The organism is Streptomyces davaonensis JCM 4913 (assembly GCF_000349325.1).
Classification (GTDB): Bacteria; Actinomycetota; Actinomycetes; order Streptomycetales; family Streptomycetaceae; genus Streptomyces; species Streptomyces davaonensis.
In genome coordinates this window covers 6,262,161-6,282,740 of sequence record NC_020504.1, presented here as the reverse complement: position 1 = coordinate 6,282,740, position 20,580 = coordinate 6,262,161, and the positions used below count along the sequence as shown (strand labels likewise).

Here is a 20,580-nt window from a genome sequence, read left to right as displayed (position 1 = left end):
ATGACCGCGTGCCTGGCACAAACCTGACTCGCGAAGAGGCGCAGCAGCGGGCGAAGCTGCTGACCGTTGACTCGTACGAGATCGATCTCGACCTCTCCGGCGCGCAGGAGGGCGGCACCTACCGGTCCGTGACCACGGTGCGCTTCGACGTCGCGGAGAGCGGCGCCGAGTCCTTCATCGACCTGGTGGCTCCCGCCGTGCACGAGGTGACCCTCAACGGCGAGCCGCTCGACGCGGAGGCGTCCTTCAAGGACTCCCGGATCGCGCTGCCGGGCCTGCTGGAGGGCCGTAACGTCCTCCGGGTCGTCGCGGACTGCGCGTACACCAACACCGGTGAGGGACTGCACCGGTTCGTCGACCCGGTCGACCAGCAGGCGTATCTGTACACCCAGTTCGAGGTCCCGGACGCCCGCCGCGTCTTCGCGTCCTTCGAGCAGCCCGATCTGAAGGCGACCTTCCAGTTCACCGTGAAGGCCCCCGAGGGCTGGACGGTCATTTCCAACTCGCCGACCCCGGAGCCCAAGGACAACGTCTGGTCCTTCGAGCCGACGCCGCGCATCTCGACGTACATCACCGCGCTGATCGTCGGCCCGTACCACTCCGTGCACAGCGTGTACGAGAAGGACGGCCAGTCCGTCCCGCTCGGCATCTACTGCCGGCCCTCGCTCGCCGAGTTCCTCGACTCGGACGCGATCTTCGAGGTCACTCGGCAGGGCTTCGACTGGTTCCAGGAGAAGTTCGACTACGACTATCCGTTCAAGAAGTACGACCAGCTCTTCGTGCCGGAGTTCAACGCGGGCGCGATGGAGAACGCGGGTGCGGTGACCATCCGCGACCAGTACGTCTTCCGGTCCAAGGTGACGGACGCGGCGTACGAGATGCGCGCCGAGACGATCCTGCACGAGCTGGCCCACATGTGGTTCGGCGACCTGGTCACCATGGAGTGGTGGAACGACCTGTGGCTGAACGAGTCGTTCGCCACCTACACCTCCATCGCCTGCCAGGCCTATGCGCCCGAGAGCCGCTGGCCGCACGCCTGGACAACGTTCGCCAACTCCATGAAGACGTGGGCGTACCGCCAGGACCAGCTGCCCTCCACGCACCCGATCATGGCCGAGATCCGCGACCTGGACGACGTCCTGGTCAACTTCGACGGCATCACCTACGCCAAGGGCGCCTCCGTCCTCAAGCAGCTCGTCGCCTACGTCGGCATGGACGAGTTCTTCGCGGGCGTGCAGGCGTACTTCAAGGCCCACGCGTACGGCAACACCCGCCTTTCCGACCTGCTCGGCGCGCTGGAGGAGACCTCCGGGCGTGATCTGAAGACCTGGTCGAAGGCGTGGCTGGAGACGGCCGGCATCAACGTCCTGCGCCCGGAGATCGAGACGGACGCCGAGGGTGTCATCACCTCCTTCGCCATCCGCCAGGAGGCCCCGGCGCTGCCGGCGGGCGCGAAGGGCGAGCCCACGCTGCGTCCGCACCGCATCGCGGTCGGCCTGTACGAGCGGGACGAGGAGAGCGGCAAGCTGGTGCGCGACGAGCGCATCGAGCTGGACGTGGACGGCGAGCTGACGGCCGTACCGCAGCTGGTCGGCAAGCGCCGTCCGGCGGTGGTGCTGCTGAACGACGACGATCTGTCGTACGCCAAGGTCCGCCTCGACGAGCAGTCGCTGGCCCATGTCACCGAGCACCTGGGCGACTTCGAGTCCTCGCTGCCGCGCGCGCTGTGCTGGGCGTCGGCGTGGGACATGACGCGGGACGCCGAACTGGCCACCCGCGACTACCTCTCGCTGGTCCTCTCCGGCATCGGCAAGGAGTCCGACATCGGCGTGGTGCAGTCGCTGCACCGTCAGGTGAAGCTGGCCATCGAGCTGTACGCCGACCCGACCGCCCGCGAGGCCCTGCTGACCCGCTGGACCGACGCCACGCTGGCCCACCTGCACGCGGCGCCGGCCGGTGGGGACCACCAGCTGGCGTGGGCGCGCGCCTTCGCGGCGACGGCCCGGACGCCGGAGCAGCTGGACCTCCTGGAGGGGCTGCTGGAGGGCTCGCAGTCCATCGAGGGCCTGGCCGTCGACACGGAGCTGCGCTGGGCGTTCGTGGAGCGGCTCGCCGCGGTGGGCCGCTTCGACGAGGCGGAGATCGCGGGCGAGTACGAGCGGGACAAGACGGCGGCCGGTGAGCGGCACGCGGCCACGGCCCGCGCCTCCCGCCCGACCCCCGAGGCGAAGGCGGAGGCCTGGGCCTCGGTCATCGAGTCCGACAAGCTCCCCAACGCGGTGCAGGAGGCGGTGATCGGGGGCTTCGTCCAGACCGACCAGCGCGAGCTGCTGGCGCCGTACACGGACAAGTACTTCGAGACCCTGAAGGGCATCTGGGACGCCCGTTCCCACGAGATCGCCCAGCAGATCGCGGTCGGCCTGTACCCGACGATCCAGGTCTCCGAGGAGACCCTGGCCCGCACGGACACCTGGCTCACCGAGGCCGCCCCGAACGCGGCCCTGCACCGCCTGGTCTCCGAGTCCAGGTCGGGCGTGGAACGAGCCCTGAAGGCCCAGGCGGCGGACGCGGCGGCGGCCGAGTAGCCCACAAGGGGTCGACAGAGGGACTGGCGAAGGCGCTCCGAGACCGCTCGGAGCGCCTTCGTCGTCCGACACACCGGACGGTCAACGGCCGGCTCGCGCATGGTCACGCCGGTGCGCGGGACCGGTCTTCTCAGGGAAGCCGACCGATCGGACGATGCCGCCGCGCTCGCCGCCGCGGCCTGCCGGCACCAACTGCCCGGCCACCGTCGCCCCCAGCGCCAGCACCATGCCCGCCACCTGCACCGGTGTCAGCGACTGCCCCAGCGCGGCCCAGCCGACGACCGCAGCGGTGAGCGGGGAGAGCGGGATCAGGAAGGTGACCTGGGTGGCGGTGAGGCGGCCGATGCCGCGGAACCAGAGCCAGTACGCGACGGCCGTGCCGGCCAGGGCGAGGTAGAGGTAGCCGCCGACCGCGCGGGCGTCCAGCGCGGGCGGCGCGCCCTCGACCAGGAAGGCGACCGGCGCGATGAGCAGTCCGCCGACGGTGAGCTGCCAGCCGGCCAGCGCGGTCGGCCCGGCGCCCTCGGGGCGGCCCCACTTCTTGGCCAGCACGGTTCCGGTGGACATCGACGCGGTGGAGGCGAGGGCCGCCAGCACACCGAGCGTGTCCAGCGCGCCGACCGCCCGCAGGACGACCAGGCTGACCCCGAACGCGGCCGCCGCCCCGGTGACCAGCGCGCGTGCCGTCGGCCGCTGGGCGAGCAGCAGTGCCGAGAGGCCGACGACGAAGAGCGGCCCGATCGAGCCGACGACCGCGGCGAGCCCGCCCGGCAGCCGGTACGCGGCCAGGAACAGCAGCGGGAAGAAGGCGCCGATGTTGAGCGCGCCGAGCGCCGCCGCCTTCCACCACCAGACGCCGCGCGGCAGCACCCGGGCGAGCGCGAGCAGAAGCAGTCCGGCGGGCAGGGCGCGCATCAGCCCGGTGAACAAGGGGCGGTCCGGCGGCAGGAACTCGGTGGTGACGTAGTAGGTGGTGCCCCAGGAGACGGGTGCCAGGGCGGTGAGGGCTATGAGCGCGGGGCGGCTGGTGGCCATGGGACGCACCCTTCAATTAGGTCGATAGAAAGTAGCTTACTCCTAAGCTACTTTCCGTCAAGCCACTTTCTTGCGGCCGACCCTTCCAGCCCGGATACTCGGCGCATGAACGCAAGCCCTGAGCAGCGCAAGGACGCCGTCGACGCGATCGTCGACCAGTGGGCGATCGTGCGGCCCGACCTGGACACGGCCGCGATGGCGGTCTTCGGGCGGATCAACCGCCTCTCACGCACCGTGGGCGACCGCCAGGAGAAGGCCTACGGCCGCTTCGGGATCTCCCGGGGCGAGTTCGACGTACTGGCGACCCTGCGCCGCTCGGGAGAGCCGTACACCCTCTCGCCCCGTCAGCTCTCGGCGACGCTGATGCTGACCACCGGGGGGATGACCGGGCGCCTGGACAAGCTGGAGCGGGCCGGGCTGCTGCGCCGGTCGCCCGATCCGCACGACCGGCGGGGGCTCCAGGTGAGCCTGACGGACGAGGGGCTGCGGCTGGTGGACGAGGCGGTGGGCGCGGGGCTCGCCGTCCAGGCGGAGGCGCTGTCCGCCCTGAACGCGGAACAGGCCGGCCAACTGGCCGACCTGTTGCGGGAGCTGCTGTCCGGGGCGACGCGCTAGTCACACCCGAGCCCGGGGCTTCAGCGGGCCAGGCTGACCTGCTCCCCCACGTGTGCCTCCACCGCCGCCTCGACGGCCGCCAGGTCGGGGTCGTCCGCCGCCCAGGCCACGTAACCGTCGGGGCGCACCAGGACCGTCGTACGGCTGCCGCTGCCGCGGCCCGTGCGGCGCTCGACCGTCAGCCAGTCCTCCAGGCCCGTCTTGTCCGCGCAGTCCTGCGAGGTGATCAGGACGAACCGGCCGCCGCGCAGGGCCTCGTAGAGCCGGCCGCCCGCCAGCTCCACGTCGGCGACCCGGGAACCGGTGAGGGCGTGGGCGCCCTGGGCGGCGCGGTACTTGACGCCGAGACCGGTGATCTGGAGGGCCAGCTTGCGGCGGACCGGGGTGAGGACGTTCAGGGTGGCGGTCAGGGCCGCCCGGAAGCCCAGCGTCCAGGGGTACTTGGCCATGGCGAGGCGGACGATGGCCCCGCTGCTGCGCATGGCCTCGGTGCCCACGGGGTGCCGCTCGGCCTGGTAGGTGTCGAGCAGCGAGTCCGCCGCGCGGCCCTGGAGCACGGCCGCGAGCTTCCAGCTGAGGTTGGCCGCGTCCTGGAGGCCGATGTTCATGCCCTGGCCGCCGGCCGGGGTGTGCACATGCGCGGCGTCACCGGCCAGGAAGACCCGGCCCACACGGTAGGCGGGCGCCTGGCGTTCGTCGCTGTGGAAGCGGGACAGCCACTTGGCGTCGTGCATCCCGAAGTCGTGCCCGGCGGCGAGCCGTACGGCCTCCTGGACCTCCGGCAGGTGCAGCGGCTCGCTCTCGGGGATGTCACGGTGCCGGTGCCAGGCGACGATGCGGTAGTAGCCGTCCCCGTAGGAGGCGAAGAACGCGAAGGCGTCGCCGCGGGCGTGCACGGAGAGCGTCTCCTCGGGCGGCTCGGCGAGCCTGACGTCGGCGAGGAGGATGGAGCGGATCACCGAGCGGCCGGGGAAGGGCAGACCGACCGCGTGACGCACTGTGCTGCGCATCCCGTCGGCGCCGACGAGGTACGCCGCCCGCAACTCCTGCGACGCCCCGTCGGGGCCGCGCAGCCGCACCGTGACGCCCTCCTCGTCCTGGTCGATCCCGGTCACCTCGGTCTCGTGGCGGAACCGCACCCCGGCCGCGACCGCACGGCGCTCCAGGATCCGCTCCGTCTCGTACTGCGGAAGCATGACCAGGTGCTTGAAGCGGGAGGGAAGGCTGTCGAACTCGACGGTGAGCCGGGTGAAGAGGTTCATCCGGTCCAGGCGCCGGCCGAGGGACTCCACCTCGTCGGCGAGCGAGCGGGCGTCGAGGAGTTCCAGGGTGCGGGCGTGGATGACGATCGCCCGGGAGAGGTTGCTGATCTTGTGCGGGCGCTTCTCGACGACGGTGACGGGGACACCGGCGGCGGCCAGGTCACCGGCCAGCAGCAGTCCGGTCGGGCCGGAGCCGACGACGATCACTGAGCGGGTCGGGTCTGCGGCGCCCGGGTGGGGGGCGGGGTGCGGGTCGGTGCCGTTACCGATGCCGGTGCCGTTCATGGTGGCCTCCTAGAGCCAACGCCTCTGCCATACCCAACGACTGCTGGTCAACACTTGTTGGCCAACGCCTGTTGACGACCATACGCTCCTGCTCATTAAGGGTCAACACTTGTTGGCCCACAGGTGTTGGCATACGCTCGTGGACATGACTGGAAATGAACACGGCGCCGGGACCGAATCCAGGTCCGCAGGACGTCGCCGCTCCGATGCCACCCGCACCGCGATCCTTGCCGCGGCGCGCGAACGGTTCGCCGCCGACGGCTATGAAAGGGCCACCATCAGGGCCATCGCCAAGGACGCGGCCATCGATCCGTCGATGGTGATGCGCTACTTCGGCAACAAGGAGGGGCTCTTCGCGGCGGCCGTCTCGGTCGACCTGAAACTGCCGGACCTGAACCGGCTGCCGCGCCAGGAGATGGGCGAGGCGATGGTGCTCCACTTCCTGCACCTGTGGGAGGAGAACGAGGTCCTCACCGCCCTGCTCCGGGTCGGCGTCACCAACCAGGCCGGGGCCGAGCGCATGCAGGGCATCTTCGGGGAGCAGCTGCTGCCCCTGGCCCGCGAGGTGTGCCCGGACCCCGAGCAGAGCCCGGCCAGGGCCGCTCTGATCGCGACGCAACTGCTGGGCCTCGCCCTCACCCGCTACGTCCTCCGGCTCCCGCCGGCGGTGGCGCTCACCGCCGAGGAGGTGGTGGCATGGCTGGCGCCGACGGTGCAGCGGTACCTGACGGCCCCGAACCCGTGACGGAGCCGGACCCCGGCCCGGACGAGGAGCCAGGGAGGGAAGAGGCGCCGGACATGGAAAAGGCGCCGCCCCCGGCTGCGTACGGCGGTGTGCGCGTACGCGCCGTGGGGACGGCGCCCTCGAAGAGGTCGGGAGAGGTCAGGCCTTCGCCGTGACCTTCGCCTTCGGCTTGGTCCTGACGCGGTGGGCCTCCGCCGAGCGGTCCAGGACCATGACGAGGCCCGTGATGACCGCGAACAGGGCGAGCGGGGCCACGACGTACAGACCCAGCGTCTCGATGACGCTCAGGCCGGAGCCGGGGTCGTCACCGTCGTCGCGGTTCAGCGCGCCCGCGGGGGACGACATGAGCAGCATCATCAGCGTCGTACCGGCAGCCAGGGCGCCGGCGCGCAGGGCGTTCTTCTTGTCCACGGTGCCAAAAGTATCGAACGCCGGTTGAGCCCGCTCGTCCGGGGGTGCGTATGAGCGTTCCGAGGGTGTGCATGAGCATTCCGGGGGCCGGGCGGGAGCGGTCTCAGGCCGGGCGCATCAGCTCCAGCAGCGCGTGCAGTCTGGGCGAGGCCGCCAGTTCCTCCAGGGTCACCGGCTTGCCCTCCGCGTCGGCGATGGGCAGCCGCCAGTTCGGGAACTGGTCCCAGGTGCCGGGCAGGTTCTGCGGCCGGCGGTCGCCGACCGTGTCCGGGAGCCAGACGCCGACCATGCGGGCCGGGGTGCGCAGCAGGAAGCGGTGGACGGCCTGGATCTCGGCCTCCTCCTGGGAGGTGCCGTGCCCCCCGCCGGTGCCGTGCAGCAGCCCCAGCCGGGACAGCACGGCCAGCCACTCCCCCGTGTCGGCCGCGGCCTCCGCCCGTTCCTCCGCCAGCGAGCGGGTCAACAGGCCCAGGCTGTGCCGCAGTTCGACATGCTCGCCGGTCAGCCGGGCCGCCGTGGAGGGCAGGTCGTGGGTGGTGGCCGTGGCCAGGCAGTCCGACCGCCACTGTTCCGGCGGCAGCGGACGCCCGTCGCCCTCCCAGTCCCGCTCGAACCACAGCACCGAGGTGCCGAGCACGCCCCGGGCCCGCAGCGCCTCGCGCACGCCCGGCTCCACCGTCCCCAGGTCCTCGCCGATCACCAGCGCCCCGGCCCTGGAGGCCTCCAGCACCAGGATGGCGAGCATCGCCTCGGCGTCGTAGCGGACGTACGTCCCGTCCGTCGGCGGCTGCCCCTGCGGCACCCACCACAGCCGGAACAGCCCCATCACGTGGTCGATCCGCAGCGCCCCGGCATACCGGAACAGCGCCTTCAGCAGGCGCCGGTACGGGGTGTAGCCGGACTCCGCGAGCCGGTCCGGGCGCCAGGGCGGCAGGCCCCAGTCCTGGCCGCGCGCGTTGAAGGCGTCCGGGGGTGCGCCGACCGACATCCCGGCCGCGAAGTACTCCTGCTGCGCCCAGGCGTCGGCCCCGTCGGGATGCACGCCGACCGCGAGGTCGTGCACGATCCCGACGGCCATCCCCGCTTCCCGGGCGACCCGCTGTGCGGCGGTGAGCTGGGCGTCGGTCAGCCAGGCGAGCAGCGAGTGGAAGTCGACCCGGTCCATCAACTCGCCGCGCGCACGGGCGGTTTCCGCGGACCGCGGATCACGCAGCGGCTCCGGCCAGCGGCGCCAGTCGGAGCCGTGCACCTCGGCCAGCGCGCACCAGGTGGCGTGGTCCTCCAGCGCCTGCCCCTCGGCGGCCAGGAAGTCGGCGTAGGCCGCCCGCCGCCCGGGCCCGAGCGGGACCTCGCGCACCAGCTCCAGCGCCTCCCGCTTCAGATCCCACACCCCATCCCGGTCGATCAGCGCGCCCTTCTCCAGCACCGACTCCCGCAGCAGCCGGGCCCGTTCCAGCAGCGCGCGCACCCGCTCGCGGTCCTCGACCCGGCCGTACTCGGGGATGTCCTCGACCCGCAGATGCACCGGGTCGGGGAAGCGGCGCGAGGAGGGCCGGTAGGGGGAAGGGTCGGTGGGCGCCCCGGGTACGGCCGCGTGGAGCGGGTTGACCTGGACGAACCCGGTGCCGAGGGTCCGTCCGGCCCAGCCGGCCAGCTCCGCGAGGTCGCCGAGGTCGCCCATGCCCCAGGAGCGGCGGGAGAGCAGGGAGTACAGCTGGACGAGGAGTCCGTGGGAGCGTCCGGCGGGGGCGGGCAGCCGGGCCGGGGCGACGACGAGGTGGGCGGTGGCGCTGCGGCCGTCGGGCGCGGTGGCGGTCAGCCGGTGGACGCCGGGCGGCAGCCGGTCGGCGGCGGCCCGGGTCTCCCCCTGCTCGGTCTCCACCCGCAGCCGGGTGCCGGGCGGAAGCGCGGTGAGCGCGGCGGGCGGCCCCGAGTCCGGCCCCTCCCAGCACACCACCGTCGGCGGCAGCAGCCGCTCCCGCACCTCGCGTTCGCGCGCGGCGAGGGCACGTCGTACGGCTTCGGGGGTGGTCACGTCGATGTCGAGCGCGGCCAGCGCCGAGGTGAGCGCGGTGACCGAGGCGCGGACCGTGCGGTCCGGGGAGGGCCGGTAGGAGGTGGCGACGCCGTGCAGTTCGGCGAGCCGCGACAGATCCTCGGAGGGAACGTCTTCGGACGAGGATGCGGAGGGAACGTCCTCGGACGGGGATGCGGCCGACCGCTGCGCCGCCATCTACGGCCTCGCGCCGTCCGGGCCGAAACCGTCCGGGCCGAAGGAGAAGGCCTCACCGGTCAGCGGCGGGGCGGCTTCCAGCGGCGGCTCGCTGGTCAGCGGCAGCGCCTCGTGCAGCGGCGGCTCGCTGGTGAGCGGCTCGGCTGCGGGCAGCGGCGGCTCGCTGGTCAGTGGGGGCTCGGCGCAGGCGCTCTCCGCGCTGAAGACGCACACGTGCGGTTCGGGCTCGGTGAGCGCCTCGGGTTTGGACAGGGCGGTGAGCAGAAGGTGTGCCGATGCGGCCACGGGGGCCTCCTTGTCGAGTACGGCGGCCTACGGCCTGTCCTGCGGATCGCGCCGGCCAGGCCCTTGCGGGATACCGCAGCCCTACCCAGCGGGCGCGACGGCAGACGTGCCCGGGCGGAGAAGGTGCCTGTCGTCACATTCCGCTCCGCCGTGACACCTCAAGACTGGGGCAATCCCGCCGCTGCGGCCACTCCCGTCGACGCCCGCCGCAGCCTGCCGTGAGCGCGGCTCGACCGCCGGTGCACCGGCCGTGAACCGGAGCCGTCGGAGTCGTCGATAGACGGGGTGTGAGACTGTTCCGCCCCGTGGGGGGCCATCGGGAGAAGGACGAGGGAGACGCCGCTCTCCTGGGTGCCGTCGCGGCCGGGGACCAGGCGGCGATGGCCGCGCTGTACGACCGGCACGCGGGCTGGCTGCACGCCCGGCTGACCCGGCGCTGCGCGGACCCCGAGGTGGTGCGCGAGGTGCTCCAGGACACCTTCGTCACCGTGTGGCGGTCGGCCCGGGCGCACCGCGGTGAGGAGGCGGGCGGCTGGCTGTGGACGATCGCGGCCCGTCGGCTCGTCGACGCGCGGCGGGCACAGGAACGGGCAGAGCGGCTGCCGACCGCGCCGATCGACGAGACACGTGCCGGGTACGCACCGGCCGCGTCCGCGCCCTCCGCGGAGGAGAGGGTGCTGGCGGGTCTCGAGTACGGCGATGTCGGCACCGCTCTGGACCGGATCTCACCGGAGCTGCGGGAGGTGCTGCGCGCCACGGTGGTGGACGGACTGACGACCCGTGAGACCGCCCGGCTGCTGGGCATCCCCGAGGGCACCGTCAAGTCCCGGGCGATGCGCGCCCGCGCCGAACTCCGGGCGGCACTGGCCCAGTTGACCCCGTCCCCGATGGGAGGCCCGGCATGACCGACTGGCACGCGCCCGACACCCTGATCACCCACTACACGGACGGCACGCTCCCGGACTCCGACGCCTGCTCCCTGGAGAAGCACCTGGAGTCCTGCACGGCATGCGCGGTCCGCGTGTCCCGGGCGGTCCGCGCTACGACGGCGGGCCCGGTGCTGGCGGAGGTGAGGGGGGCGGTGCTGGAGGCGGCACCGGTGACAGCGCCGAAGGCTCTCGGCGTCCGCGTCCGCACCCCCCGCCTCCTCTGGGCCGCCGCCCCCGCCGTGCGCGGTGCCTGGCTGCCTGCCGTGCTGCTCGTGGCGCTCGGCGCGCTGGCGCTGGCCTACGGTGCCGACTTCGCGGGCGCCCGGCCCCTGCTGCTGGCCGTCGCACCGGTCGTGCCGGTCGCCGGGGTCGCCCTGTCCTACGGCAGCCACGCCGACCCGCTGCACGAACTGGCCGCGTCCACACCGTCCGCCGGACTGCGGCTGGTGCTGACGCGCTCGGCGGTCGTGCTGGCGGTGAGCCTGCCGCTGCTGACCCTCGCCGGTCTGCTGCTGCCGTCCTTCGGCTCCCCGGGTGCCGCCGCCTGGCTGCTTCCCGGACTGGCGCTGACGCTGGCCGCGCTGGCCCTCGGCGGCTGGCTCGGGCTGCGCACGGCGACGGCCGTGACCGGCGGCGGCTGGCTGTGCGCGGTGCTCGCACCGGCACTGGCGGCCCCCGACGGCGCCGTCTCCCGCCACCTGGCGGACCAGCTCTCCGCCTACGTCGGCGGCACCGCCACCCAGAGCGGCTGGGCGGCGGCGGCAGCCCTGTGCGCCGCCCTGCTGGCCGCCCGCCGCACCGCGTACGACCGCCTCGACCGACGCTGACGTACCGCGTACCGCGCTGACACACGCAACTCCTCCCTTTCCCAGGAGCCCTCTTGACCACGATCCAGGTGGCCGGTCTGCATGTCCGGCACCGTAGAACCGTTGCCCTCGACTCGCTCGACCTCGACTTCGGGCCCGGTGTGCACGGGCTGCTCGGTCCGAACGGGGCGGGCAAGACCTCGCTGATCCGGGTGCTCGCCACGGTCGCCGCCCCGAACGGCGGCCGGGTGCGGATGCTCGGTGAGGACATCGGCGACCCCGGCAAACGAGCCGCTGTCCGCCGCCGACTGGGTTATCTGCCGCAGGAGTTCGGCTACTACCCGGGCTTCACCGTGCGCGAGTTCGTCGCCTACCTGGCCTGGCTGAAGGAGATGCCCGCCACCGACGCCCCGGCCGCCGTCGAGCGCGCGGTCGCCCGGGTCGGGCTCGCCGACCGGATCGACACGAAGATCAGGACGCTGTCGGGCGGCATGATCCGCCGCGTCGGCATCGCCCAGGCCATCGTCAACGACCCGAGCGTGCTGCTGCTGGACGAGCCGACCGCGGGCCTGGACCTGGAGCAGCGGGTGGAGTTCCGCGAGCTGCTGCGCGAACTCGGCGCCTCGGCCACGGTCCTGGTCTCCACGCACCTCGTGGAGGACGTGACCGCGGCCTGTACCGAGGTCACCCTCCTCGCCGAGGGCCGCCTCGCCTACCGAGGCACCCCCGACTCCCTGAGCGCCCTCGGCGCAGAGGCTGACGGCGTCGGCGACAGTCCCATCGAGCGCGGCTACACCGCGGCCCTGCGCGCCCACCGCGAGTCCCCCATGGCGGAGGTGACGGCCCGATGACCCTCTTGACGCAACGGCCGGAGCGGACCGACAAGCCCCACCGGCCGACGCACCCCCTCCGCCCCGACTTCGCGCGCGGCTTCGCCCCGCTCGCCGGTGCCGCCGTACTGCTCACCCTGCTCGTCGCCCTCGTCGAACCGGCGGAGCGCTGGCAGGGCGGCTGGGCGGAGACCCGGGACCAGGCCCACGCCGCGGCGATCCTGCTGGGCATCCCTCTCGCCCTGGCCGCGGGCTGCTGGCAGGGCGGACGGGAACGCCGGCGTCGTACCGGCGAACTGCTGGAGACCGCCGTACGCGGATCGCTCGCCCGCTTCCTGGCCGCGGCCCTCCCGGTCGCCGTCTGGGTGGCCGTGGGACACCTCGTCGCCGCCGCGTCCTCGCTGGTGGCGACCTGGTACTGCGCCACGGGTGACGGCCCGTACCTGCTCGTGCCGCTCGTGGACACGGTCGTCGTGGGCGGTGCGGCGCTCGCGGGGCAGGTGGTGGGCCGGGTGCTGCCCTGGCGGCCGACGGCGCCGCTGCTGGCGGCCGCCGCGTACATCGCCCTCGCCTTCCTGGCCTACGGCGCCCCGGACACCCTCGGCCACCTCTCCCCGATCGCCGACACCTCCCACCGGGACGAGCCGGTGTGGTGGCAGCCCCTCGCGGCGGCCGGCTGGACGGTCGGCCTCGCCACGGCCGCGGTCCTCGCGCTGGCCGCCCGCCGCCGCGCGACGGCCGTGCTGCCGCTGGCCGTCGCGACCGCCGCCGGTGTGCTGATGGTGCAGACCGGCGACGGCCTGCACCACGCCGACCCGGACGCCCGGCGCCAGGTCTGCGACACCTCCACCGCCCCGCAGATCTGCGTCAACGCCCGCCACAAGAACCTGCTGCCGCAGCTCACCCAGGCCCTGTCGGGACTGACGGGACGCCTGGAGGGCGTACAGAACCTGCCCGTGCGGTTCGAGGACCGGCCCGGCCGGTCGCGCCCGGACGAGGTCCAGTTGCCGATGCTCACACCGTTCGGCTCGTCCGTCGTGCGCGGCGAGCTCACCGACCCCGAGCAGTACGCCTGGGAGGCCGGGATGATGCTGATCGGCCGTTCCTGGTGCGACCGCACGGATCCCGTCGTCGACCGCACGGACCAGGCCGTGGAGCACTACCTGGCGCCCAGCCCGGCCGAGGAGTACTTCGACGAACTGAACGCCGAGGGCAGCGCCGCCGACCGCGCCGAGCTGAAGGCCAGGCAGCAGGCCCGCGCCAAGCTGCTGGCGATGGACGACGAGGAACGCCGCACCTGGCTGTCGGAGTACTTCGCGACGACCGACCGCTGCGACCCGAAGGGAGTGCCGACCCTGTGACGACCGCCGGCCTCACCCTCTACGCCCGCTCGCGCGCCCTCCCGGCCACGGTGGCCGCCCTGGCCGCCACCACGGCCCTGGCCCTGTGGTCCGCCCACGCCCTGGACCCGGACCGTCGGTTCCCGCTGGCCGCCCTGACCCCGCTGCTCGCCGCAGCGGCAATCGGCACCAGCCTCCACACCCCCTCCGACGAACTGGACCGCACAGCGGCCCGCCCCTGGTGGCACCCCCGCCTGCTCCACCTCCTGACCCTCACCACCCTGGCGACGGCCCTGCTCCCCCTGGCCGTACTCACCGGCCCCGAGACCTTCGGCCCACCCGCCATGATCCACACCACCCTGGCCTGCACAGGCCTGACGGCGGGCGCGGCGGTGATCCTGGGCGCGGGCTTGAGCTGGCTCCCACTCTTCGGCTACGCGAGCGTGATGTACGTACTGGAGCCGAGAAACGGCGCGGGCACATGGGCAACGGCAGGAGCGTTGTTCGTGGCCGGAGTCACGGCGTACGTAATAAGGGGGCCCCGCAAATCTCCGGCTTAGGGGCGCGGGGAACCGCGCGACCAGCCCCCACGCACCCGCAGCCGCCGAACAACACAAAGACCCGGATCGCTAGGCAGAAATGCCATCGATCCGGGCCAAGGCATCATCCGCGCCATACGGTTGCAGATAAGGCAACCAGCGCGGATCCCTATGCCCCGTCCCGATGATGCGCCAGGCAAGACCGGACGGCGGAGCCGGTTTGTGCCGCAGCCGCCAGCCGATCTCGAACAGATGACGGTCGGCCTTCACGTGGTTGCAGCGGCGGCAGGACGCCACCACGTTGTCCCAGACGTGCTTGCCCCCGCGGCTGCGCGGGATGACGTGGTCGACGCTGGTTGCGACGCCACCGCAGTACATGCACCGGCCCCCGTCCCGCGCGAACAGCGCACGACGGGTAAGAGGAACGGGCCCCCGATAGGGAACCCGGACGAATCGCTTGAGCCGGACCACGCTTGGTGCGGGGACTGTGACGGTTGCGCTGTGCATGAAGGCGCCGGACTCCTCAAGGCATACGGCCTTGTTTTCGAGGACGAGGACGAGCGCGCGGCGGAGCGGTACGACGCCGAGTGGCTCGTACGACGCGTTGAGGACCAGGACATGCGGCACGGATGCCTCCTTGGGCGTCGGCGGCGCGTGGCTCGCGCCGGGACGATCTGTAGTCAGTCTCCCCTCAGGCCTGGCGAAAGCGCCACCATGTCCAGGTAACGGGCTGAGAGTGTTTTCGACCACACCTTTCTTCATCCCCAGGTGAGCGTGGTCTCTCCCTCGAACATTGCAACGATCCACACACGATGCACCGTTAGTGTGGTGGGTCTGCCCCCTCGGTGACCTTTCCGTGACCTTGATGACCTTGACGCCCTTTGACCGCCGTACCGGGAGGCAGAGCCCGCACCTGGAGGTACCCGCCGTGTCCTTGTCCGCCGCCCTGCTGGCCGCCGGTCCCACGCCGTCCCCGTCCCCTTCGCAGACGACACCGGCGGTCCCGTCGCTCAAGGAAGCCCAGGAGAGCGCGACCCACGCCGCGGGCTGGGTCGAGGAGAACTGGTCGACCTGGCTCGCCATCGGCCTTCGGGTCCTGCTGATCCTGGTGATCGCGGCGGTGCTGAGGGTGGTGGTGCGGCGGGCGATCACCAAGCTCATAGACCGGATGAACCGCACGGCCTCGGCGGTGGACGGCACGGCGATCGGCGGTCTGCTGGTCAATGTGGAGCGGCGGCGCCAGCGCTCGCAGGCGATCGGCTCGGTGCTGCGCTCGGTGGCCAGCTTCATCATCATGGGCACCGCGGCCCTGATGATCCTCGGCACCTTCGACATCAACCTCGCCCCGCTGCTGGCCTCGGCCGGTGTCGCGGGTGTGGCGATCGGCTTCGGCGCCCGCAACCTCGTCACGGACTTCCTCTCCGGCGTCTTCATGATCCTGGAGGACCAGTACGGCGTCGGCGACTCGATCGACGCGGGCGTCGCCTCCGGCGAGGTCATCGAGGTCGGCCTGCGGGTGACCAAGCTGCGCGGCGACAACGGCGAGATCTGGTACGTCCGCAACGGCGAGGTCAAGCGGATCGGCAACCTCTCCCAGGGCTGGTCGACGGCCGGGGTCGATGTGACGGTCCGCCCGAGCGAGGACGTGGACCGGGTGAAGAGCGTCATCGCCGAGGTCGCCGACGTGATGAGCAAGGAAGAGCCCTGGAACGAGCGCCTGTGGGGCCCGATCGAGACCCTCGGCCTGAGCAGCGTTCTGCTGGACTCCATGGTGTTCCGGGTCGCGGCGAAGACCATGCCGGGCAAGGCGCTGCCCGTGGAGCGCGAGCTGCGCCTGCGGATCAAGCAGGCCTTCGACGCGGCCGGCATCCAGATCGTCGGCGGCCTGCCGCTCGCCGTGGAGGAGGCGGCCCCGGCCGACCCGACCGCGGGCATGGCGGCCCCGTCGGCCTACGCCAACACCTCCTCGCCGCAGGCACAGGCGGCGACGCCGCTCACGCCGCCGAGCGTGACGAAGTAGCCCCGAGGCGCCTGGAACAGAAGGCCGAAGCCCCGCCGGACCACACCGGCGGGGCTTTGCCGTACCCCATGGAATTGCCGAGGGTCTTGACGCCCTCCGCTCGTGGGCCTACCTTCCTCGTCAACCGATAGGAAAGTTTCCTAACAGTGCCACCTCGCGTTGCCGACGGCGCCTCCCGGCGCCCAGGGCGGCGTGAGAAGCTTCACCCCGAAAGGCAGGTGCAGATCCCATGGCAGGAACCGCCGGTACGCCGGGTACCCCGCGCGTCCTGCGCGCCATGAACGACCGCGCCGCCCTGGATCTGCTGCTGGAGCACGGACCCCTGTCCCGCACCAGGATCGGCAACCTCACCGGCCTGTCCAAGCCCACCGCCTCCCAGCTGCTGGCCCGCCTGGAGGCCGCGGGACTGGTCCTGGTCACCGGGACCACCGAGGGCCGACCTGGCCCGAACGCCCAGCTCTACGCGGTCAACCCGGCCGCCGGACACGCCGCGGGACTCGACGTCACCCCCGAGCGCGTCCTCGCCGCGGTCGCCGACATCACCGGCCGCACCATCGGGCAGTACGAACTCCCCACCCCGGGGCGGCGGCCCGCCCGGCCCGTCGTCCAGCAGGTCACCCAGGCCCTCGACGGCGCCGTGAAGGCGGCGGGGCTCACCCGCGACGACATCCGCCGCCTGGTCATCGGCACCCCCGGCGCCTTCGACCCGAGCACCGGCCGGCTGCGCTACGCCGCCCACCTGCCCGGCTGGCACTCCCCGAGCCTCCTCGACGACCTCGCCGCCGCACTGCCGATGCCGGTGGAGTACGAGAACGACGTCAATCTCGTCGCCGTGGCCGAACAGCGGCTCGGCGCGGCCCGCGGCCACGCGGACTTCGTGCTGCTGTGGAACGAGGGCGGGCTCGGCGCCGCCCTGGTCCTCGGCGGCCGGCTGCACCGCGGCTTCACCGGCGGCGCCGGCGAGGTCGGCTTCCTGCCGGTGCCGGGCGCGCCCCTGGTCCGCCAGGTCGCCCGCACCAACAGCGGCGGCTACCAGGAACTGGCCGGTGCCCAGGCGATCCCGCGGCTCGCCCGGGAGCTGGGGATCGGCGACCTCCCCGAGGGGCCGTACACCGAGGTCGCCGCCGCCCTGCTGGCGCGGGCCGCGGACAGCGGCGCCGGACCGGAGCGGCAGCTCCTCGCCACGTACGCGACCGGTCTTGCCACCGGTCTCGCCTCGCTCGTCTCCGTGCTCGACCCCGAACTCGTCGTCCTCAGCGGCTCCGCCCTCACCTCGGGCGGCGAACGCCTGCTGGCCCTCGTCCAGGCCGAACTGGCGGAACTGGCCGCGTCCCGGCCCCGGCTGGTGATGGGCGACGTCACCGAACACCCCGTGCTGCGCGGCGCGTTGGAGAGCGCGCTGGCGACAACGCGCGACGAGGTCTTCAACACCTCGCGCTGAGCAACAGCAACAGCCCCGAATCCCCCGATCGCCCTTTCAGGGAGACTTCGCCATGCCCAGACTCACCCGAAATGCCGCCTACGTCCTCACCGCATCCCTCGCCCTCCTCGCCACCGCCTGCACCGGATCCTCCGACTCCGGCGCGAACGACGACCCCAACGCCGAGACCACCCTCACCTTCTGGCACGGCTGGAGCGCGCCCGCCGAGGTGAAGGCCGTCCAGGAGAACGTCGACCGGTTCGAGAAGGCGCACCCCAACATCAAGGTCAAGGTCGTCGGCAACATCAACGACGACAAGCTCAACCAGGCGCTGCGCGCGGGCGGTTCGAACGGACCCGACGTGGTGTCGTCGTTCACCACTTCCAACGTCGGCAAGTTCTGCTCCTCGGGCGCCTTCCTCGACCTGAAGCCGTTCATCGAGAAGGCGAAGCTCGACCTGGACGCGACGTTCCCGAAGCCGATGCTCGACTACACCCAGTTCGAGGGCACCCGCTGCGCCCTGCCGCTGCTCGGCGACGCCTACGGCCTGTACTACAACAAGGACGCCTTCGAGGCAGCCGGCATCAAGGCCCCGCCGAAGACCTGGTCGGAGTTCGCGGAGACGGCGAAGAAGCTCACGAAGACCAAGGGCGGCTCCTACGAGCGGCTCGGGTTCATGCCGACGTACCACGGCTACGAGTCGGTCGTCGCGCACTACATGTCCCAGTGGGACCACGCCTACTTCGACGCCGACGGCAAGTCGAACATCGCCGAGGACCCGGCCTTCGCGGAGATGTTCACGTACCAGAAGAAGCTCGTCGACGACCTCGGCGGGTTCGCGAAGCTGGAGAAGTACCGCAACACCTTCGGCGACGAGTGGGGGGCCGAACACCCCTTCCACACCGGCCAGGTGGCGATGCAGCTCGACGGTGAGTGGCGGCTCGGCATGGCCAAGGACGCGGGGCTCGACTTCGAGATAGGCACCGCGCCGCTTCCGGTCGCCGACGACGAGGCCGACGAGTACGGCAAGGGCTTCCTCTCCGGCACGATCATCGGCATCGCGCCCCAGAGCGAGAAGCAGAACGCCGCCTGGGAACTGGTGAAGTACATGACGACCGACACCGAGGCCGTCGTCGCCTTCTCCAACGCCATCCACAACGTGCCGTCCACCTTCGAGGCCCTGAAGTCGCCCGACCTCAAGACGGACCCGGCGTTCAAGACCTTCCTGGACATCGCCCAGCACCCGGAGTCGAACACCGCCCCCAACTCGGTCAACGGCGCCACCTACGAGCTGACGCTCCAGGACTTCGGCTACCAGTACGAGTCCGGCAAGGCGAAGGACCTCAAGGCGGGCCTGGAGAAGACCGCCGAGCAGATCGACCGCGACATCGAGCAGGCGAAGTAGCCGGCCATGTCCACGCTCGCCGTACGGCGCCGCAGGTCCGCCCTGCGGACGCTGGCCTTCCTCTCCCCCTGGCTGATCGGCTTCACCGTCTTCTTCGCCTACCCGCTGATCTCCACCGTGTACTTCTCCCTGATGAAGTACGACGGCTTCAACACCCCGGAGTTCCGCGGCCTGGACAACTGGACCTACGTCTTCTCCGACTACCCCATGTTCTGGCCCGCGCTGCGCAACACCCTGTGGCTGGTGCTGGTGATGGTGACCTGCCGGGTGGTGTTCGGGCTCGGGGTGGGCCTGCTGATCACAAAGATCAAGACGGGCACGGGAGTCTTCCGCACCCTCTTCTACCTGCCGTACCTGGCCCCGCCCGTAGCGGCCACCCTGGCTTTCGTCTTCCTCCTCAACCCGGGTACGGGACCGGTGAATTCGATCCTGGACGATGTGGGGCTGCCCACCCCGGGCTGGTTCACGGACGCCTCATGGTCCAAACCCGCGCTCACCGCACTCGCCCTGTGGGGCGTGGGCGACCTGATGGTCATCTTCATGGCCGCGCTGCTCGACGTACCGAAGGAGCAGTACGAGGCCGCCGAGCTGGACGGCACCTCGGCCTGGCAGCGGTTCCGGTACGTGACGCTGCCGAACATCTCGCCGATCGTGCTGTTCGCGGTGGTCACCGGAGTGATCCAGACGATGCAGTACTACACCCAGCCGCTGGTGGCCGGGAAGGTCGCGTCCGGGATCATCGGCGGCTCCGGGCAGTCCTTCGAGCCGGGCTACCCCGACAAGTCGACCCTCACACTCCCCCAACTCGTCTACAACCTCGGCTTCCAGCGCTTCGACTACGGCGCAGCCTGTGTGGTCGCACTGGTTCTCTTCGCCCTCGCCATGGCCTTCACGGCGCTGCTGATGCGCCGCCGGGGCGGGCTGCTCGGGGCAGGTGACTGATGACTCAAGTACTCGAAAAACCAGTGCAGTTGGGCCCCGTGGGCGAGGCGGTACGCACCGCCCGTCGCAGAGCCCTGCTGGAGTGGATCGCCGTACACGCCCTGGGCGTCGCCACGGCCCTCTTCTTCACCCTCCCCTTCGTCTTCGTGGTCCTCACCTCCCTGATGAGCGACCAACAGGCCCTCACCCGCGACCTCGTCCCCGACACCTGGCAGTGGGACAACTACCGCCGGGTCTTCGACACCCCCGGCTTCCTCACCTGGTGGCGCAACACCCTGCTGTACGCCGGTCTGGGCACCGTCCTCACGGTCGTGTCGTCGCTCCCGGTCGCGTACGCGCTGGCCAAGTTCCGCTTCCGGGGCCGGAACCTGTCCCTGATGCTGGTCATCGCGATGATGATGCTGCCGCCGCAGGTAGTGATCATCCCGATGTACCTCTTCTGGGCGAAGCAGCTGGATCTGTCGGGCACCCTGTGGCCGCTGATCATCCCGATGGCGTTCGGGGACGCGTTCTCCATCTTCCTGCTCCGCCAGTTCCTGCTGACCATCCCGAACGAGTACCTGGACGCGGCCCGCGTGGACGGCTGCGGCGAGTTCAGGACGCTGATGCGGGTCGTCATCCCGATGGCCAAGCCCGGCATCGCCGCAGTGGCGCTGTTCCAGTTCTTCTACGCCTGGAACGACTACTTCGGCCCGCAGATCTACGCCTCCGAGAACGCCGGTGCCTGGACGCTCAGTTACGGCCTGGAGTCCTTCAAGGGGGCGCACCACACCGACTGGAATCTGACCATGGCCGCGACCGTGCTGGTCATGGCCCCCGTGATCGTCGTGTTCTTCTTCGCGCAGAAGGCGTTCGTCGAGGGCGTCACACTGACCGGAGTGAAGGGTTGAGCC

19 protein-coding genes are annotated in these 20,580 nt (G+C 71.7%); 13 read left to right on the top strand and 6 right to left on the bottom strand.

Features of this window, described 5'->3' with window-relative positions:
- The first annotated feature begins 8 nt into the window (after positions 1–8).
- A complete protein-coding gene (pepN, locus tag BN159_RS27885) occupies positions 9–2,585 on the top strand; it encodes an aminopeptidase N (RefSeq protein WP_015660354.1) in 2,577 nt (858 codons plus the stop codon).
- Positions 2,586–2,666: 81 nt separating this feature from the next.
- On the opposite strand, the gene BN159_RS27880 is transcribed toward pepN, so the two are convergent.
- Positions 2,667–3,620: an EamA family transporter gene (locus BN159_RS27880; protein ID WP_015660353.1), complete on the bottom strand. Its 954-nt coding sequence runs from the start codon at positions 3,618–3,620 to the stop codon at positions 2,667–2,669.
- Positions 3,621–3,725: 105 nt separating this feature from the next.
- Between BN159_RS27880 and BN159_RS27875 the strand changes: the two genes are divergently transcribed.
- Positions 3,726–4,235: a MarR family winged helix-turn-helix transcriptional regulator gene (locus BN159_RS27875; RefSeq protein WP_015660352.1), complete on the top strand. Its 510-nt coding sequence runs from the start codon at positions 3,726–3,728 to the stop codon at positions 4,233–4,235.
- A gap of 20 nt (positions 4,236–4,255) precedes the next feature.
- On the opposite strand, the gene BN159_RS27870 is transcribed toward BN159_RS27875, so the two are convergent.
- The gene (locus tag BN159_RS27870) at positions 4,256–5,782 is read right to left on the bottom strand and encodes an FAD-dependent monooxygenase (protein WP_015660351.1); all 1,527 of its coding nucleotides are present in this window, start codon (positions 5,780–5,782) and stop codon (positions 4,256–4,258) included.
- Between the two features lie 145 nt (positions 5,783–5,927).
- On the opposite strand from BN159_RS27870, the gene BN159_RS27865 reads away from it, so the two are divergent.
- Positions 5,928–6,527 (top strand): TetR/AcrR family transcriptional regulator, encoded by a 600-nt coding sequence (locus tag BN159_RS27865; RefSeq protein WP_041821960.1) that lies wholly within the window; start codon positions 5,928–5,930, stop codon positions 6,525–6,527.
- A 138-nt stretch (positions 6,528–6,665) separates the two neighbouring features.
- Here BN159_RS27865 and BN159_RS27860 read toward each other — a convergent pair whose 3' ends face one another.
- The 3 genes from BN159_RS27860 to BN159_RS27850 form a co-directional block, all read right to left on the bottom strand.
- A complete protein-coding gene (locus tag BN159_RS27860; protein ID WP_015660349.1) occupies positions 6,666–6,938 on the bottom strand; it encodes a hypothetical protein in 273 nt (90 codons plus the stop codon).
- Positions 6,939–7,041: 103 nt separating this feature from the next.
- Positions 7,042–9,171 (bottom strand): 4-alpha-glucanotransferase, encoded by a 2,130-nt coding sequence (gene malQ / locus BN159_RS27855; protein WP_015660348.1) that lies wholly within the window; start codon positions 9,169–9,171, stop codon positions 7,042–7,044.
- Complete coding sequence (locus BN159_RS27850; protein ID WP_015660347.1) at positions 9,172–9,456, bottom strand: hypothetical protein; 285 nt, start codon at positions 9,454–9,456, stop codon at positions 9,172–9,174.
- A 287-nt stretch (positions 9,457–9,743) separates the two neighbouring features.
- Here BN159_RS27850 and BN159_RS27845 point away from each other — a divergent pair, with 287 nt between their 5' ends.
- From BN159_RS27845 to BN159_RS27825, 5 genes are read left to right on the top strand one after another with little or no spacing between them, the layout of a single operon-like run.
- A complete protein-coding gene (locus BN159_RS27845) occupies positions 9,744–10,361 on the top strand; it encodes an RNA polymerase sigma factor (protein WP_015660346.1) in 618 nt (205 codons plus the stop codon).
- Complete coding sequence (locus BN159_RS27840; protein WP_015660345.1) at positions 10,358–11,212, top strand: zf-HC2 domain-containing protein; 855 nt, start codon at positions 10,358–10,360, stop codon at positions 11,210–11,212. The genes BN159_RS27845 and BN159_RS27840 overlap by 4 nt, the downstream gene beginning before the upstream one ends.
- Positions 11,213–11,265: 53 nt before the next feature.
- Complete coding sequence (locus tag BN159_RS27835; protein WP_015660344.1) at positions 11,266–12,042, top strand: ABC transporter ATP-binding protein; 777 nt, start codon at positions 11,266–11,268, stop codon at positions 12,040–12,042.
- Positions 12,039–13,382, top strand: coding sequence for a hypothetical protein (locus BN159_RS27830; RefSeq protein WP_015660343.1), 1,344 nt, complete (start codon positions 12,039–12,041; stop codon positions 13,380–13,382). Before BN159_RS27835 ends, BN159_RS27830 begins: the two co-directional genes overlap by 4 nt.
- Entirely contained in the window at positions 13,379–13,921 is a 543-nt protein-coding gene (locus BN159_RS27825; RefSeq protein WP_015660342.1) for a hypothetical protein, read from the top strand. The genes BN159_RS27830 and BN159_RS27825 overlap by 4 nt, the downstream gene beginning before the upstream one ends.
- A 69-nt stretch (positions 13,922–13,990) precedes the next feature.
- On the opposite strand, the gene BN159_RS27820 is transcribed toward BN159_RS27825, so the two are convergent.
- A complete protein-coding gene (locus tag BN159_RS27820; RefSeq protein WP_015660341.1) occupies positions 13,991–14,527 on the bottom strand; it encodes an HNH endonuclease in 537 nt (178 codons plus the stop codon).
- 301 nt (positions 14,528–14,828) lie between these two features.
- Between BN159_RS27820 and BN159_RS27815 the strand changes: the two genes are divergently transcribed.
- The 5 genes from BN159_RS27815 (at position 14,829) to BN159_RS27795 (ending at position 20,577) form a co-directional block, all read left to right on the top strand.
- A complete protein-coding gene (locus tag BN159_RS27815; protein WP_015660340.1) occupies positions 14,829–15,920 on the top strand; it encodes a mechanosensitive ion channel family protein in 1,092 nt (363 codons plus the stop codon).
- Positions 15,921–16,149: 229 nt separating this feature from the next.
- Positions 16,150–17,361, top strand: a complete 1,212-nt coding sequence (locus tag BN159_RS27810; RefSeq protein WP_015660339.1) for an ROK family transcriptional regulator — start codon at positions 16,150–16,152, stop codon at positions 17,359–17,361.
- A 52-nt stretch (positions 17,362–17,413) separates the two neighbouring features.
- The gene (locus BN159_RS27805; RefSeq protein ID WP_015660338.1) at positions 17,414–18,745 is read left to right on the top strand and encodes an ABC transporter substrate-binding protein; all 1,332 of its coding nucleotides are present in this window, start codon (positions 17,414–17,416) and stop codon (positions 18,743–18,745) included.
- 6 nt (positions 18,746–18,751) lie between these two features.
- The gene (locus BN159_RS27800; protein WP_015660337.1) at positions 18,752–19,687 is read left to right on the top strand and encodes a carbohydrate ABC transporter permease; all 936 of its coding nucleotides are present in this window, start codon (positions 18,752–18,754) and stop codon (positions 19,685–19,687) included.
- Positions 19,687–20,577, top strand: coding sequence for a carbohydrate ABC transporter permease (locus BN159_RS27795; protein WP_015660336.1), 891 nt, complete (start codon positions 19,687–19,689; stop codon positions 20,575–20,577). Before BN159_RS27800 ends, BN159_RS27795 begins: the two co-directional genes overlap by 1 nt.
- Positions 20,578–20,580: the final 3 nt, after the last annotated feature.